This is a genomic window from Streptomyces cyslabdanicus, from assembly GCF_052663305.1.
The window spans coordinates 269399-283644 of the sequence record NZ_JBQRUW010000016.1 but is presented as its reverse complement, the minus strand read 5'-3'; the positions used below and the strand labels follow the sequence as shown (position 1 = coordinate 283644).

At 71.8% G+C, this 14246-nt stretch carries 14 protein-coding genes; 9 read left to right on the top strand and 5 right to left on the bottom strand.

The genetic code is table 11. From position 1 onward, the window contains the following. Positions 1-12: 12 nt before the first annotated feature. Together ACTYVM_RS11810 and ACTYVM_RS11805 are read left to right on the top strand one after the other, a co-directional pair. Positions 13-483: a DUF5709 domain-containing protein gene (locus ACTYVM_RS11810; RefSeq protein WP_400029512.1), complete on the top strand. Its 471-nt coding sequence runs from the start codon at positions 13-15 to the stop codon at positions 481-483. A 51-nt stretch (positions 484-534) separates the two neighbouring features. Beyond that, positions 535-807: a type B 50S ribosomal protein L31 gene (locus ACTYVM_RS11805; RefSeq protein ID WP_445525869.1), complete on the top strand. Its 273-nt coding sequence runs from the start codon at positions 535-537 to the stop codon at positions 805-807. 126 nt (positions 808-933) lie between these two features. Here ACTYVM_RS11805 and ACTYVM_RS11800 read toward each other — a convergent pair whose 3' ends face one another. Further along, entirely contained in the window at positions 934-1728 is a 795-nt protein-coding gene (locus ACTYVM_RS11800; protein WP_445525868.1) for a metal-dependent hydrolase, read from the bottom strand. Between the two features lie 145 nt (positions 1729-1873). Here ACTYVM_RS11800 and ACTYVM_RS11795 point away from each other — a divergent pair, with 145 nt between their 5' ends. The 7 genes from ACTYVM_RS11795 to ACTYVM_RS11765 all read left to right on the top strand — a co-directional run bounded on the left by ACTYVM_RS11795 (position 1874) and on the right by ACTYVM_RS11765 (position 9536). Continuing rightward, complete coding sequence (locus tag ACTYVM_RS11795) at positions 1874-4387, top strand: DEAD/DEAH box helicase (RefSeq protein ID WP_445525867.1); 2514 nt, start codon at positions 1874-1876, stop codon at positions 4385-4387. Positions 4388-4427: 40 nt separating this feature from the next. Continuing rightward, positions 4428-5297, top strand: a complete 870-nt coding sequence (locus ACTYVM_RS11790; protein WP_445525866.1) for an acyl-CoA thioesterase — start codon at positions 4428-4430, stop codon at positions 5295-5297. Between the two features lie 232 nt (positions 5298-5529). Then, positions 5530-6468, top strand: coding sequence for an ATP-binding cassette domain-containing protein (locus ACTYVM_RS11785; protein WP_445525865.1), 939 nt, complete (start codon positions 5530-5532; stop codon positions 6466-6468). After that, positions 6465-7316 carry an ABC transporter permease gene (locus tag ACTYVM_RS11780; protein ID WP_445525864.1) on the top strand — a complete coding sequence of 284 codons (852 nt, stop codon included), beginning with the start codon at positions 6465-6467 and terminating at the stop codon, positions 7314-7316. The genes ACTYVM_RS11785 and ACTYVM_RS11780 overlap by 4 nt, the downstream gene beginning before the upstream one ends. A gap of 59 nt (positions 7317-7375) precedes the next feature. Beyond that, a complete protein-coding gene (locus tag ACTYVM_RS11775; RefSeq protein WP_445525942.1) occupies positions 7376-8644 on the top strand; it encodes a sensor histidine kinase in 1269 nt (422 codons plus the stop codon). Continuing rightward, a complete protein-coding gene (locus ACTYVM_RS11770; protein WP_445525863.1) occupies positions 8641-9306 on the top strand; it encodes a response regulator in 666 nt (221 codons plus the stop codon). Before ACTYVM_RS11775 ends, ACTYVM_RS11770 begins: the two co-directional genes overlap by 4 nt. Before the next feature lie 83 nt (positions 9307-9389). Then, positions 9390-9536 carry a hypothetical protein gene (locus ACTYVM_RS11765; RefSeq protein ID WP_445525949.1) on the top strand — a complete coding sequence of 49 codons (147 nt, stop codon included), beginning with the start codon at positions 9390-9392 and terminating at the stop codon, positions 9534-9536. Between the two features lie 837 nt (positions 9537-10373). Here ACTYVM_RS11765 and ACTYVM_RS11760 read toward each other — a convergent pair. From ACTYVM_RS11760 to ACTYVM_RS11745, 4 genes are all read right to left on the bottom strand, one after another. Further along, positions 10374-11900 (bottom strand): glycosyltransferase 87 family protein, encoded by a 1527-nt coding sequence (locus tag ACTYVM_RS11760; RefSeq protein WP_445525862.1) that lies wholly within the window; start codon positions 11898-11900, stop codon positions 10374-10376. A gap of 71 nt (positions 11901-11971) precedes the next feature. Next, positions 11972-12826 carry a class I SAM-dependent methyltransferase gene (locus tag ACTYVM_RS11755; protein ID WP_445525861.1) on the bottom strand — a complete coding sequence of 285 codons (855 nt, stop codon included), beginning with the start codon at positions 12824-12826 and terminating at the stop codon, positions 11972-11974. After that, positions 12823-13476 (bottom strand): TIGR04282 family arsenosugar biosynthesis glycosyltransferase, encoded by a 654-nt coding sequence (locus ACTYVM_RS11750; protein WP_445525860.1) that lies wholly within the window; start codon positions 13474-13476, stop codon positions 12823-12825. The genes ACTYVM_RS11755 and ACTYVM_RS11750 overlap by 4 nt, the downstream gene beginning before the upstream one ends. After that, entirely contained in the window at positions 13473-14201 is a 729-nt protein-coding gene (locus ACTYVM_RS11745) for a glycosyltransferase family 2 protein (protein WP_445525859.1), read from the bottom strand. Before ACTYVM_RS11745 ends, ACTYVM_RS11750 begins: the two co-directional genes overlap by 4 nt. Positions 14202-14246: the final 45 nt, after the last annotated feature.

Sequence of the window (14246 nt, the reverse complement as noted above, 5' to 3'; positions counted from 1 at the left end):
CTGGAGGTACCCGTGGACAGCGCCGACGGATGGGGAGACGACGTCTACCAGCCCGACGACTCCGAGGTCAGGGAGGACACGGGCGTACTCGATCCGGAGGACACCCTGGTGTACGACGGTGTCGACGACCCCCTGGACCGCGGCTGGTCGCCCCCGGAGCGGCCGTGGGCCGTGGAGCACACCGGCGTGACCGCAGCGGAGCGCCGGCAGGGCGAGACCCTGGACCAGCGCCTCGCCGAGGAACTGCCCGAGCCGCCCGCCTGGGACGGCGACGACATGGGCGACTGCGAGGACAGCGACGGGGAACTCCTGGACAACGAGGTCGGCGCCGCCCGCTCCGGCCGTCTCGTCGCCCCCGACGAGGGAGCGCACGAGGACGACGAGAGCGCCCTGGTCGCCACCGACGTGGGCATCGACGGCGCGGCCGCCTCCGCCGAGGAGGCCGCGATGCACGTCGTCGACGAGGAAAGCCCGCAGGGCTGACCTGGCCGCCCGCGTGCCCTCACCCACTCCCCCGCCGCAGGAGGAGCACCCATGCAGCAGGACAAGCACCCGGACTACCACCCCGTCGTCTTCCGGGACCGCGCCGCCGGCTACGCCTTCCTCACCCGGTCCACCGCGGCCAGTGAGCAGACCATCGAGTGGGACGACGGCGCGACCTACCCGGTCGTGGACGTGGAGATCTCCTCGGAGAGCCACCCGTTCCACACCGGCAAGGCCCGCACGGTGGACTCGGAGGGCCGTGTCGCCCGGTTCGAGCGGCGTTACGGCGGTGGGCAGGGCCCCGGCGGAGACGGGGCCGCCTGACCGGCCGCCGAGAACGGCGGGACGGACCGCCCGGTCGTGCGCCGGGCAGGGCCCGCGCGAGCGCGGGGCCTGAGAGCGGGCGGGACGCCGGGCGCTGTGGACCGCGAGCGCCGCGGGGCTCAGCCGTCAGTCGAAGCTCAACGCGACCACGCAGCTCAGGCCGCCGAGCACCATGAACGCCGGCATCAGCACCTTGAACTCGACCCAGTCGCCCGCCCGGAACCGCATCGCCTTCGGCGGCCCGATGGGGTACCAGCGCTTGCGGCCCACCGGTATCGGCCACAGGATGGGGCACCCGGAGACGGTCAGCGCGTCGCCGATGTCGTGCATCAGCGCGCCCAGCACGATCGGCAGGCCCAGCCACAGGTACTCCAGGCCCGGAGCGGTGAACAGCCAGTCCGATCCGTGGCCGGGCTGGTCGAGGACGTCCGCCAGGATCCAGGCGCTGGTCGCGGCCAGCAGCCAGACCAGGACCGCGCTGCTGGAGCCGCGGGCCGCCCGCCACAGCAGGCCCTCGATGGCCAGCACCATGTGCACGAACAGAATGGCCAGCACCGCCCAGCGGCCCCCGGTGATCGCCAGGACGGAGGTGCCCGCCCCGATCAGCACCGCCCACAGCCAGGTGTGCGTCAGCGTCCGGTGCCCGCCGGAACGGCGCGGGTCGCCCTGCTTCCGCGTCGCCTTGTAGACGGTGTAGGACAGCTTGTCGACGATCTCGCACAACGCGTGCGAGACGGGTCCGAAGGCCCGGGAGATCGTGGCGGCCTTGTGGTCCAGGTCCGGGGCGAGCGCGGCACCGGCGCAGATCAGCGCACCGACCAGCAGGACCGGCCAGGGCATCGGGTGCCCGGCCGCGGCGACCACGCCTCCGAGGCCGAGCCAGGCCGCCGCCCCCGACAGTGAGTGTGCTGGTCCCATCATGGCCGCTGCCCGCCCCATTCCTCTTGCGCCGCTGTCCAGTTGGCCCGGTGTGCCGATGCCCTGTCGGCGACACAGCGTAGCGGTCTTGATCTTCGGTCCGGCATCCGATTCCCGTCTCGGCCGCGGCGCCAGGCAAGATGGGGGCGTGACCCTCATCGATCAGCTCCCGCCGACCGCCGACCCCGACGCCCTGTACGAGGCTTTCGAATCCTGGGCGCTGGAGCGCGGTCTCACGCTCTACCCCCACCAGGAGGAGGCGCTGATCGAGGCGGTCTCCGGAGCCAACGTGATCGTGTCGACGCCCACCGGGTCCGGCAAGAGCATGATCGCCGCCGGCGCTCACTTCGCCGCGCTGGCCAGGGACGAGGTCACCTTCTACACGGCACCGATCAAAGCGCTGGTGTCGGAGAAGTTCTTCGAGCTGTGCAAGCTGTTCGGCACCGAGAACGTCGGCATGCTCACCGGTGACGCCTCCGTGAACGCCGACGCGCCCGTCATCTGCTGCACGGCGGAGGTCCTCGCGTCGATCGCGCTGCGCGACGGCAAGGACGCCGACGTCGGCCAGGTCGTCATGGACGAGTTCCACTTCTACGCGGAGCCCGACCGGGGCTGGGCCTGGCAGATCCCGTTGCTGGAACTGCCGCAGGCGCAGTTCGTCCTGATGTCGGCCACGCTCGGCGACGTCTCCTTCTTCGAGAAGGATCTCGCCCGCCGCACCGGGCGCCCCACCGCGGTGGTCCGTTCGGCGACCCGACCGGTTCCCCTGTCCTACGAATACCGGCGCACACCGCTCACCGAGACGCTCACCGACCTGCTCCAGACACGCCAGGCGCCGGTGTACATCGTCCACTTCACCCAGGCCCAGGCCGTGGAGCGGGCGCAGGCGCTGATGAGCATCAACATGTGCTCGCGCGAGGAGAAGGAGCAGATCGCCGAGCTGATCGGCAACTTCCGCTTCACCACCAGGTTCGGCCGCAACCTCTCCCGCTACGTCCGGCACGGTATCGGCGTCCACCACGCCGGCATGCTGCCCAAGTACCGGCGCCTGGTGGAGAAGCTGGCGCAGGCCGGTCTGCTGAAGGTGATCTGCGGAACGGACACGCTCGGCGTGGGCGTCAACGTGCCGATCCGCACGGTGTTGTTCACCGCCTTGACCAAGTACGACGGCAGCCGCGTACGCACGCTGCGCGCCCGTGAGTTCCACCAGATCGCCGGCCGGGCCGGCCGCGCGGGCTTCGACACCGAGGGCTTCGTCTGCGCGCAGGCCCCCGAGCACGTCATCGAGAACGAGAAGGCCCTCGCCAAGGCGGGCGACGACCCGAAGAAGCGCCGCAAGGTCGTCCGCAAGAAGGCACCGGACGGCTTCGTCGGCTGGTCGGACAGCACCTTCGACAAACTCATCGCCTCCGAGCCGGAACCGCTGACCTCCCGCTTCCGCGTGACGCACACGATGCTGCTGTCGGTGATCGCACGGCCCGGCAACGCCTTCGAGGCGATGCGGCACCTGCTGGAGGACAACCACGAGCCGCGCAAGCAGCAGCTGAGGCACATCCGGCGGGCGATCGCCATCTACCGATCGCTGCTGGACGGCGGCATCGTGGAGAAGCTCGACCGGCCTGACGCCGAGGGCCGTGTCGTCCGCCTCACGGTCGATCTCCAGCAGGACTTCGCGCTCAACCAACCGCTGTCCACCTTCGCGTTGGCCGCGTTCGAACTGCTGGACCCCGAGTCGCCGTCCTACGCGCTGGACATGGTGTCCGTCGTGGAGTCCACGCTGGACGACCCGCGGCAGATCCTCGCCGCCCAGCAGAACAAGGCGCGTGGCGAGGCCGTGGCCGCGATGAAGGCGGACGGTGTCGAGTACGAGGAGCGCATGGAGCGCCTCCAGGAGATCACGTACCCCAAGCCGCTGGAAGAGCTGCTCTTCCACGCGTACAACACCTACCGCAAGAGCCACCCCTGGGTGGGCGACCACCCGCTGTCGCCGAAGTCCGTGATCCGCGACATGTACGAACGGGCCATGTCCTTCACGGAGTTGGTGTCCTTCTACGAGCTGGCCCGCACCGAGGGCATTGTGCTGCGCTACCTGGCCAGCGCGTACAAGGCCCTGGAGCACACCGTCCCGGACGACCTGAAGTCCGAGGACCTTCAGGACCTGATCGCCTGGCTCGGCGAGATGGTGCGCCAGGTCGACTCCAGCCTGCTGGACGAGTGGGAGCAGCTGGCCAACCCGGAGGAGATGACCGCCGAGCAGGCCCAGGAGAAGGCCGACCAGGTCAAGCCGGTCACCGCCAACGCGCGCGCCTTCCGCGTCCTGGTCCGCAACGCCATGTTCCGCCGCGTCGAACTCGCCGCCCTCGACCAGGTCGCGGAGCTGGGCGAGATGGACGCCGAGGCCGGGTGGGACGCCGAGGCGTGGGGCGAGGCGATGGACAAGTACTGGGACGAGCACGACGACCTCGGTACCGGTCCCGACGCCCGCGGACCCAAGCTGCTCGTGATCAAGGAGGAGCCGCAGAACGGGCTGTGGCGTGTGCGGCAGATCTTCGACGACCCCGCCGGCGACCACGACTGGGGCATCAGCGCCGAAGTCGATCTCACCGCATCCGACGCCGAGGGCCGCGCGGTCGTCCGCGTGACCGACGTCGGTCAGCTGTGAGCCGACGCCGACCCGTTCTGAACCCAGGAGCCTGCCACCCATGACGAACCCGGCCGAAAGGCTCGTCGACCTGCTCGACCTGGAGCAGATAGAAGTCAACATCTTCCGCGGCCGCAGTCCGCAGGAGTCCCTCCAGAGGGTCTTCGGGGGTCAGGTGGCCGGTCAGGCACTGGTCGCCGCCGGACGCACCACCGACAGCGAGCGCCCGGTCCATTCGCTGCACGCGTACTTCCTGCGCCCGGGCAGGCCGGGGGTGCCGATCGTGTACCAGGTGGAGCGGGTGAGGGACGGGCGGTCCTTCACCACCCGCCGGGTCACGGCGGTGCAGCAGGGCCGGACGATCTTCAATCTGACCGCCTCCTTCCACAAGCCTGAACAAGGGAGCTTCGAGCACCAGTTGCCACCGGCGCGCGAGATCCCGGATCCGGAGTCCCTGCCGACGGTCGCGGACGAGATCCGGGAGCATCTGGGCGCGCTGCCGGAGCAGTTGGAGCGCATGGCACGGCGCCAGCCGTTCGACATCCGGTATGTGGACCGGCTGCGCTGGAGCACCGAGGACGTCAAGGAAGCCGAACCGCGCAGCGCCGTGTGGATGCGCGCGGTGGGGCCGCTCGGTGACGACCCGCTCGTGCACACCTGCGCGCTGACCTACGCCAGTGACATGACCTTGCTCGACGCGGTGCGCATCCCGATCGAGCCGCTGTGGGGGCCGCGGGGCTTCGACATGGCGTCGCTGGACCACGCCATGTGGTTCCACCGCCCGTTCCGTGCGGACGAGTGGTTCCTGTACGACCAGGAGTCGCCGATCGCGGTGGGCGGCCGGGGCCTTGCCCGGGGCCGCATCTACAACCTCGAGGGGCAACTGATCGTGTCCGTGGTGCAGGAGGGGCTGTTCCGCAAGGCGGACTGACCTGTGGTTTCACCGATGTCGGTCCGCAGGATGCGTCGACGGGGCGGTTCCGCGCCGGCCGAGCGGGCATCCGGTGCCGAAGTGATGGGGGCACCAGGCTGTAGTACCCCGGTACCACCTGCCTGGCGGTGTTCAGGCCCCCGGTACGACCGGATCCGGCAGATCGCGGGCTTAGCGTGACGAAGGAGGCGTCAGGCGTGCAGGGCGCGCCAGTCCGAAAGAGGGAACGCGAATGATCGAGGCACAGCAGCTCACCAAGAGGTACGGGGAGAAGACAGCCGTCGACGGGCTGGACTTCACCGTGAAGCCGGGCACGGTGACCGGTTTCCTCGGCCCCAACGGGGCGGGCAAGTCCACGACGATGCGCATGATCGTAGGGCTCGACGCGCCGACGAGCGGCTCCGTCACGGTGAACGGCAGGCGCTACGCCCGTCACCAGGCGCCGCTCCAGGAGGTCGGGGCGCTGCTGGAGGCGAAGTCGATCCACCCGGGCCGCTCGGCCCACAACCACCTTCGGGCCCTCGCCCTCACCCACGGCATCCCGCGCCGCCGGGTCGACGAGGTCGTCGAACTCGCCGGTCTCGGCAGCGTCGCGAAGAAGCGGGCCGGTGCCTTCTCTCTCGGCATGGGCCAGCGGCTCGGCATCGCGGCCGCCCTGCTCGGCGATCCGCAGACCGTGATGCTCGACGAGCCGGTCAACGGACTGGACCCCGAGGGCGTCCTCTGGATCCGGAACCTGCTCACTTCCCTTGCGGGCGAAGGACGCACGGTGTTCGTCTCTTCGCACTTGATGAGCGAGGTGTCACTGGTGGCTGATCACCTCATCATCGTCGGCCGTGGACGGTTGCTGGCTGATACGACCGTACGGGACCTGGTCCGCGAGGCGGGCGGCGACACCGTGAAGGTCGCGACGGACGACCCCGCACGGTTGCGGGACGTGCTGGCCGGAGACGGCGTGGAGATCACCGGCCGTGTGGGCTCCGAGGAACTGCAGGTGACCGGGCTGTCCGCCCGCGAGATCGGGCTGAAGGCGGCCGAGCACAGGATTCCGCTGTTCGAGCTGACCACGAAGGCGGTGTCGTTGGAGGAGGCATTCATGGAACTGACCAGGGACGCCGTGGAGTACCACGGCTCCACGACCGGCACCGAGACCTCCGGGAGCGCGGCATGAGCACCCTCACGGCAACCCCGGAGTCCCCCGGGACCGCTCAGGCCGCGCCGGCCCGCCCCGCCTACCGGGTGACCGGACGGCGCGTGCTGGCCTCGGAGTGGGCCAAACTGTGGTCTCTGCGCTCCACCTGGATCACTCTCGGTCTGGGCCTGCTGTTCCTTGTCGCCTTCGGCGTCATCGCCGCGAACCGCTACAAGTCCGGGATCGACTCCGGCCGCCCCATGGACGGCGACTTCGCCCACGCGACCGCCGTGAGTCTGTCCCTCTTCGGCACGAACTTCGCCCAGCTGGCCCTCGGCGTGCTCGGCGTCCTGGTCACGGCGGGCGAGTACTCCACCGGCATGATCCGCTCCACCATGGCCGCGGTGCCACGCCGACTGCCCGTGCTGTGGTCCAAAGCGGCTGTGTACGGGCTGGTCGCGCTGTTGATCGCCACCGTCGGCGCCTTCGTCGCCTTCCTCGTGGGCAGCCAGGTCGTCTCCGGCACACCCGCCGCCATGAGCCTCGGCCACGCCGGTGTCCTTCGCAGCCTGCTGGGCGCCGGGCTCTACCTGGGCCTGGTCGGCGTGATCGGCACCGCCCTGGGTGCGCTGCTGCGGTCCGTGGCCGGCGGCATCTCGGTCCTGGTGGCCGCCCTCATGCTCGTACCCGGACTGGTCTCCCTGCTGCCCAGCTCATGGAGCGGGAACATCAACCCCTACCTCCCGAGCCACGCCGGCGAGTCGATCTTTTCCCTGACCCACGACTCGACCGCCCTGTCGCCGGGCGCCGGGCTCTGGGTCTTCCTCGGCTGGACGGCACTGGCGCTGGCCGCCGCGGCGTACCGGCTGCTGCGCAGCGACGTCTGAGCGGCAGCCACCCGCATGATGGGCTGGTGAACTCCGTGACCACCGAAGATCTCAGCGGGATGGGGCCGCTGGTCGCCCGGCTCGGCCGGGCCGGCCAGCGGCTCCGGCACGCCGACCGGGCCCGTCCGTGGGTGCTGGACACCGCTGTGGTGGTGCTGGTCTTCCTGATGTTCTGCCTGCCTGACCTGCTGCACGCGGTCGGCGCGATCGACGGGGAAGGCGACGGCCCGCGCCGCTTCCGCCTGGTGTTCACCCGGTTGCCCGTGGCGGGCATGCTGGCCCTGCAGGCCGGGCTGGTGCTGCCGCTGCTGTGGCGGCGCCGGGTGCCCGCAGCCGCGTTTGGCGCCGTCGCGGCCGTGTTCGTCCTTCAGTGGTCCCTCGGCGCCGCGCTCCGTGCGGACGTCGCCCTTTTCGTCGCCCTGTACAGCCTGGCCCTGCACGGGCGGCTCCGGCAGCTGCCGTGGGCCTGTGCGGCCACGGCGGGCGCGCTCGGCCTGGTCGCGGCGCGGGTGTCGGTGGCGGTGTCGGTCTGGGACGCGCTGTTCTTCCTGCTCAGCACGGCGACCGCGGCCCTCGCGCTCGGCCTGATGATCCGAATCCGACGGGCCCAGCTGGCCGGGCTTCGGGACCGTGCGGCCCGGCTGGAGATCGAGCGCGACCAGCGCGGCAGGCTCGCAGTCGCGGCCGAACGAACGCGGGTGGCGCGCGAGATGCACGACGTCGTCGGCCACAACCTGTCCGTCATCATCACGCTCGCCGACGCGGGTGCCTATGCCGCCGGGGTCGCTCCGGAGCGGGGCAAGGAGGCCCTCCACCTCATCGGTGACACCGGTCGGCAGGCCCTGGGCGAACTGCGCCGGGTGCTCGGCGTGCTGCGCGAGGCGGACGGCCCGCCGGCCGAGCCCGAACTGAGCCCGCAGCCCGGTCTCGCGGACATCAACGCGCTGTGCGAAAGGGTGCGCGCCGCCGGCCTGGAGGTCGTCTACCGTACCGCCGGAGACGTCGACGCCCTCGACAGCGGGGTCCAGCTCACGGTCTACCGCATCGTGCAGGAGGCCCTGACGAACACCCTGAAACACGCCGGCGCCGGCGCGCGTGCGAGCCTGGCCATCGCCGTGGAGGACACGCGGCTGACCATCACCGTCCAGGACTCCGGCCCACTCGTCCCGGCCGACCGTCCCGGCACGGCGAACGAGGAAGGACACGGCCTGGTGGGCATGCGGGAACGAGCGGCTCTCTACGGCGGACACGTCAGCGCGGGTCCCACGGGCGCCGGCTGGACGGTACGGGCCGCACTCGACCTCACTCCCCAGGGCGGTGCCCGGTGACCACCGTGCTCGTCGTGGACGACCAGCCACTCCAGCGCTACGGCTTCCGCATGCTCCTGGACTCCGTGCCCGAAACGGAGGTGGTCGGAGAGGCCGCGCACGGAGCGGAAGCGGTGCGCAAGGCCGCCGAACTCCGGCCCGACGTCGTCCTCATGGACGTGCGCATGCCTGGCATGGACGGCATCGAGGCCACCCGTCGCATCGTCGCCGCCGGCGATCGCTCGCGCGTCCTGATGCTGACCACGTTCGACCTGGACGAGTACGTGTATGCGGCTCTGCGTGCCGGAGCCAGCGGCTTCCTCCTCAAGGACGCCCGCCCCGAGGAACTCCTTGCGGGCATCCGGGCCGTGGCCGCCGGAGACGCTGTGATCGCCCCCGCGCTCACCCGCCGTCTCCTGCACGAGTTCGCCCGTCTCGTGCCACTCGGCGGCGACTCCGCCGAGGACCCGCGCTTGAGCTCCCTGACCGACCGTGAGCGCGAGATCCTCGTCGCCATCGGCAAGGGCTGGAGCAACGGCGAGATCGCCGCCCACTTCGTCCTGTCGGAGTCCACGGTGAAGACCCACGTCGGCCGCGTCCTGGCCAAGATCGGCGCCCGCGACCGCATCCAGGCGGTGATCTTCGCCTACGACCACGGCCTGGCCCGGCCCCATGGGGACTGAGCAGCAGCGTCCTTTGCCTGAACCGCTCCGGGACCGCTGGAGGCTCTGATGTACCCCGGGTCTGGTGGACCCTGCTGGGCCTGATGCCGGCGATGCTGCTCGGCATGCTGGACACCAACGTCGTGGGCACTGCGATCCCCACGATCGTGCGGCACCTCGGCGGCCTCGGGCACGTCTCGTGGGTGGTGACCGCCTACACCCTGGCCATGGCGGCCTCCACACCGGTGTAGCCTCGCGCTTTCATGAAGCGGGTTGTCCGACAAGCGGTCAGGAAGCAGAAAGTGCCTCTGACGCGTAAATAGCAGCAGGTCGGGGTTGCTGTGGGCAGGGCTGGGTGTCCGGTGGCCGTTGGGGGCTGCCGGGTGTCCGGGGCTGCCGGTCGGGCTGCGGTCACGTCGGAGGCGTCCAGGACCGCGGTGGCAAACGAGTGCCGAAACCCGTGGGGCCGGATCCTGCCCAAGCCGGCGCGCTCCCCAGCCCGGCCCAGCATCCGCCTCGCGCCGTCCGTCGCCCACCGCCCCGCCCGCGGGCCCGCGAGCTGCACCAGCAGCATCCCGCCGGTCTCGGCGGCGGCCCGGGGGTACTCGGTGGTCATGTACTCGAAATAGGTGTGGCTCATCGCCGGACTCACCCGCCGCACCAGCCCGCCACATACGAGGCCCGCCTGCACCTGCCACTCCACCTTCGTCTTGGCCGCCGCCCGATTGACGTTGCCCTCCCGGTGGCACAGGTGCACGTGAGCCGAGCGGCACTCGGCGCAGCTCGCGCAGATGCAGATCGGCCAGGTGCAGTCCGCACAACTCACCGATGCGGAAGCCGCCGTCCGCCAGCCACGTGATCACCATCCGATCCCGGGCGATGGAGACCGTCTCCAACAGCCGCGCCCGCGCCCCTTCCGGCAGCATCTTCGGGTGCCGGCGCCGAACGCGCCGCGGTCGGCGGGACTCCTCACAGGACCGCCGCGCTTGTCCCCGTGTCTTCAGCCAGGCCCCGGCGATCGCGGCGATCGCGGCGATCATCGTGCCCGATACCGTCACTACCGCTGCCGTGTCGGGGTCCATGCCGCCTCACTCGCGGTCCATGTGCACGGTCGGCGTAGAGGCCATGACGTAGTGGTGCGGATCGGGCCGTCCGCCGACGCCTCGCTGATCAGGAACGGCTGAATCAGCAGCTGCTCGCCGCCCGGGCCGGACAGCAGCCGGTGCCGAGCGGTGGCGTCGCTTCAACAGTCGTTGTGCCGGAGCGGCGCGCAGGCAGGCGGCGAGTGCGACGGCGGCGGCCGCCGTGCCGTACGCCCATGCCTGGAGGGGGAAACCTGGAAGCAGGCGGCCGGCGAGATAGAGGACGGTTCCTGCCAGGGTAACGGTCAGCCACTCCCAGCGACCGTCGAGCGCGACGAGGGCGACCACGAGCAGGGAGTACCAAGGGTAGTTGGGTGAGATCAGGAGCAGGGCAGTGCCGGTGAGCAGCAGGGCGCCGTGCCAGGGACGAGTGGGGTCTCCCCGCAGCCACACGCAAAGCGCGGTCAAGGCGAGCAGCACGACCGTGGCCACGCCGGCGGCGGCGTCCGGCAGCAGAAGGCGCAGCAGGGCGAAGCGTCGTACGTCGCCGGGTTCATAGCCCTCCTCCTGGAGGTAGCCGGGCAGGTAGCCGAGGACGCCGGCACCGGAGGCGGCGACGTAGGGCAGGTAGGCGAGCGCGACTGCGGCAACCGCTGCCGATGCCACGCGGAGGATGCGGGCCGGGCTGCGCTGTCCCGACAGCGCGCCGGGCAGAGCAAGGACGGGCAGGATCTTCACGGCGATCGCGGCTCCCAGGAGTGCACCGCGACGGGTCCCGGCAGTGGCGGTACCCAGGGCGAGGACGGTGAGCAGGACGCCGAGAGTGTCGATGTGGGCGTTGTTGACCGCTTCGAAGGAGACAGCCGGGCACCAGGCCCACAGCGCGGCCCGGGCCGGGGCCCGCTGCGGATCGCCGCGCCGGCGCAGCACGGTGAGCAGGGCGAGGGTGGTGGCGAATGCCAGGGCGGCGCCGCCGATCTGGAGGGGCTTGTGGCGGCCGCCGGGCGGGGAGAGAGCGTGGACGGTGAGGAACCAGCCCTCTGCGACGGGTGGATAGATGGTGGGCACGGTGGGTCGGTTGATGCGGACGCACAGCCCGGTGTCGGTGCGGTGCAGGCCCCAGCCCGCGCAGGAACTGTGGTCGGGGAAGAGCCAGTTGTCGCGCAGGCCGGCGAGCTGCGGTGCGGCGGGCGGGTGGGCGTAGGGGGATATGCCTGCGGCCTGGACGCGCCCGTCCCAGGCGTAGCGGAACATGTCGTCGCTGGTGCGGGGCGGCGCGGCGAGGCCCGCGACGGCGACGGCGGCCGCACCTGCCAGGACCAGGAGGTTCGCCGCGCGTGCCGGGACCTTGCGCACGGCCCATGCGGCGGCGGCGAACAGCGCCCAGGCCACGGCGTACCCGGCAAGGACGCGGCCTGGGTTGCTCTGGTTGTCGCCGGCGCGGACGGTGTCGGCGACGACGGCGGTGAGTGAGGCGAGGAGCACCGCGGTGACGGCGGTGCGCGCTCGCACACGACCGGTGGTGCGGCTCATGGGCACGGCAGGGTGACCGGGCGGGGGCTCGGCCCGCCCGGGAGGCGACCGGCGAGCGCTGAGGGCATCCGTCATGGCAGGTCGGTTCCTTCGGCGTCCGGGGCATGTATGTCGAGGTCCTCCGATGGGCGGTGCAGTTCGACAAAGGAGCGGTTGTCAGCGGTCCAGCAGCTGGTGAGGATCCAGCCGGCGGTGGTGGCGGCGTGCAGCAGGGCGGTGGTGCCCAGGCGGGCCCAGGGGAAGGAGGGCCCATGGCGGCCCTGGGCGCCCTCGACGCGGACCGTGAGGCGTTCGTCCACGTCGTGTGGGGCGGCCTCGGCCAGCAGGCGCCCGCCGGGGACGACGCGGGCGCGCAGGCGGGTGAGCAGGGCGGTCGGATCGCCGCCGATGCCGATGTTGCCGTCCATCAGGAGCAGGGTGGCCCAGCGGCCTTCGCCGGGCAGGGGTGCGAAGACAGAGCGTCGTACGGCCGCTCCTCCCCGGCGCCGGGTCCGGGCGACGGCGGCGGGGCTTACGTCCACTCCCAGCGCCCGTACGCCGCGGGCGGCGAGCGCGGCCACCATGCGTCCCGGTCCGCAGCCGATGTCCAGAACGGGCCCGTGGCAGCGGTGCAGCACGTCCAGGTCGGCGGCGTCGGGCGGCGCGCACCAGCGTTCGATATCGAGCGGGAGCAGTTCCCCTGACCTGCCGGGCCCGTCCGGATGTGCCGGCGGCGACAGGCGGCGTAGGCGGAGCGGGCCGTGGCCGGTGCGCAGGGCGTGTGTGTAGGGATCGTGCGTCCAGGGCTCGCCTGGTACCCCGGGCGCAAGCCCGTCGGCGTGCCGAGTCGACGGGTGGGGTCCTGCAGGCTGGGCCATCGGGGTCTGGGGGTGTCCCGGGGAGGCCGACTCGGCCCGTTCGGCGACGACGGGCTCCGCGGCGCTCACCGTGCGGCCTCCGCCCGGTCGAAGGCGGCGGTGAAACGCGAGCCGGGCGGGCAGCAAGCGGCGACCTCGGCGGCGTCGGCGGCGGTGTCCACGTCGCGCAGTACCGGCAGGTCGGTGACCTTCAGCCCCGCCGTGGTGAGCCGGGCGCGCTGGATCGCTCCGGTGCGGTCGGTGGACATCGGTACGCCCCGTACGAGGGTTTGGGCGCGGTCCGGTTCCGCGAGGCCGAGTGCCCAGAACCCGCCGTCGGCGGCCGGACCGAACCAGGCGTCGGGACCGTCGCGGCCGACCCCGGCGAGGTGGTCCGGGGTCAACTGCGGGGTGTCCATGCCCACGAGCAGGGCGGGCCCAGGGCCGCAGTGGGTGAAGGCGGCGGCGATCCGCTCGTCCAGACCGCCGGAGACCTGCGGGACGACATCGAAGCCGGGTGGCAGCCACGGGCCGGGACGGCCGTCGAGGACGAGGAGGCGGCGGTGGGCGGGAGCCTGGAGCACCGCGTGGAGTGTGTCGACGAGGGCGGCCTCGGCCAGGGCGGCCGCCTCGTGGGGCGTGTAGGGCGGGGTGAGCCGGGTTTTGACTCGCCCGGGGACGGGCTCCTTGGCGATGACCAGCAGGGTGAGCGGCTCCGTGACCGCGTGCCGGGTGCTCATCGTCCGGTTCCCGCGGCACCCGCGTCGGCGCCAGGTGCGGTGGCGGGGCGTTCGGCGAGGACGGCGCGCATGTCGCGTACGGCCTGCCAGGTGCCGCGCCAGGTGCCGGTGACCTTGGAGCGGCCGGTGCGCGGGCTGTACGGCACATCCCTCTCCGCCACCCGCCAGCCCGCGTCGGCGGCGCGGACCACCATCTGCAGCGGGTAGCCGGAGCGCCGGTCGGTCAGAGCGAGGGCCAGCAGGGCCTCGCGGCGGGCGGCGCGCATCGGGCCGAGGTCGTGCAAGCGCAGTCCGGTGCACCGCCGGATCATCCGGGCCAGCGCCAGGTTGGCCAGCCTTGCGTGCGGGGGCCAGGCCCGGGGGCTGGTGGGTCGGCGTCGACCCAGGACCAGGTCGGCCGAGCCGTCGAGGACGGGTCCGGTGACGGCGGGCAGCAGCGCGGGGTCGAGGGAGGCGTCGCAGTCGCAGAAGCAGACGACGTCGGCGGTGGCGGCGGTCAGCCCGGCGTGGCAGGCGGAGCCGAAGCCGCGGCGCAGTTCGTGCACCACATGCGCCCCGAGGGTGCGGGCGATGTCCGCCGATTCGTCGGTGGAGCCGTTGTCGACGACGATCGCGCGCCAGCCCGAGGGGATGCGGTCCAGCACCCAAGGGAGGGCCTCGGCCTCGTCGAGGCAAGGCAGCACCACATCAACGGGAGCAGGTGGAGAGAGGGGTGTCTCGGTCACCTCACTCACCCTACGGACACAAAGCAGACATAAGGGACTTGGTGA

Excerpts from the sequence above, each read along its gene's own strand:
- ACTYVM_RS11765 (WP_445525949.1), top strand. The coding sequence starts at position 9,390 with ATGCCGGCGATGCTGCTCGGCATGCTGGACACCAACGTCGTGGGCACT.
- ACTYVM_RS11790 (WP_445525866.1), top strand. The coding sequence starts at position 4,428 with ATGACGAACCCGGCCGAAAGGCTCGTCGACCTGCTCGACCTGGAGCAG.
- ACTYVM_RS11805 (WP_445525869.1), top strand. The coding sequence starts at position 535 with ATGCAGCAGGACAAGCACCCGGACTACCACCCCGTCGTCTTCCGGGAC.
- ACTYVM_RS11780 (WP_445525864.1), top strand. The coding sequence starts at position 6,465 with ATGAGCACCCTCACGGCAACCCCGGAGTCCCCCGGGACCGCTCAGGCC.
- ACTYVM_RS11800 (WP_445525868.1), bottom strand. The coding sequence starts at position 1,728 with ATGATGGGACCAGCACACTCACTGTCGGGGGCGGCGGCCTGGCTCGGC.
- ACTYVM_RS11775 (WP_445525942.1), top strand. The coding sequence starts at position 7,376 with ATGGGGCCGCTGGTCGCCCGGCTCGGCCGGGCCGGCCAGCGGCTCCGG.
- ACTYVM_RS11760 (WP_445525862.1), bottom strand. The coding sequence starts at position 11,900 with ATGAGCCGCACCACCGGTCGTGTGCGAGCGCGCACCGCCGTCACCGCG.
- ACTYVM_RS11750 (WP_445525860.1), bottom strand. The coding sequence starts at position 13,476 with ATGAGCACCCGGCACGCGGTCACGGAGCCGCTCACCCTGCTGGTCATC.
- ACTYVM_RS11785 (WP_445525865.1), top strand. The coding sequence starts at position 5,530 with ATGATCGAGGCACAGCAGCTCACCAAGAGGTACGGGGAGAAGACAGCC.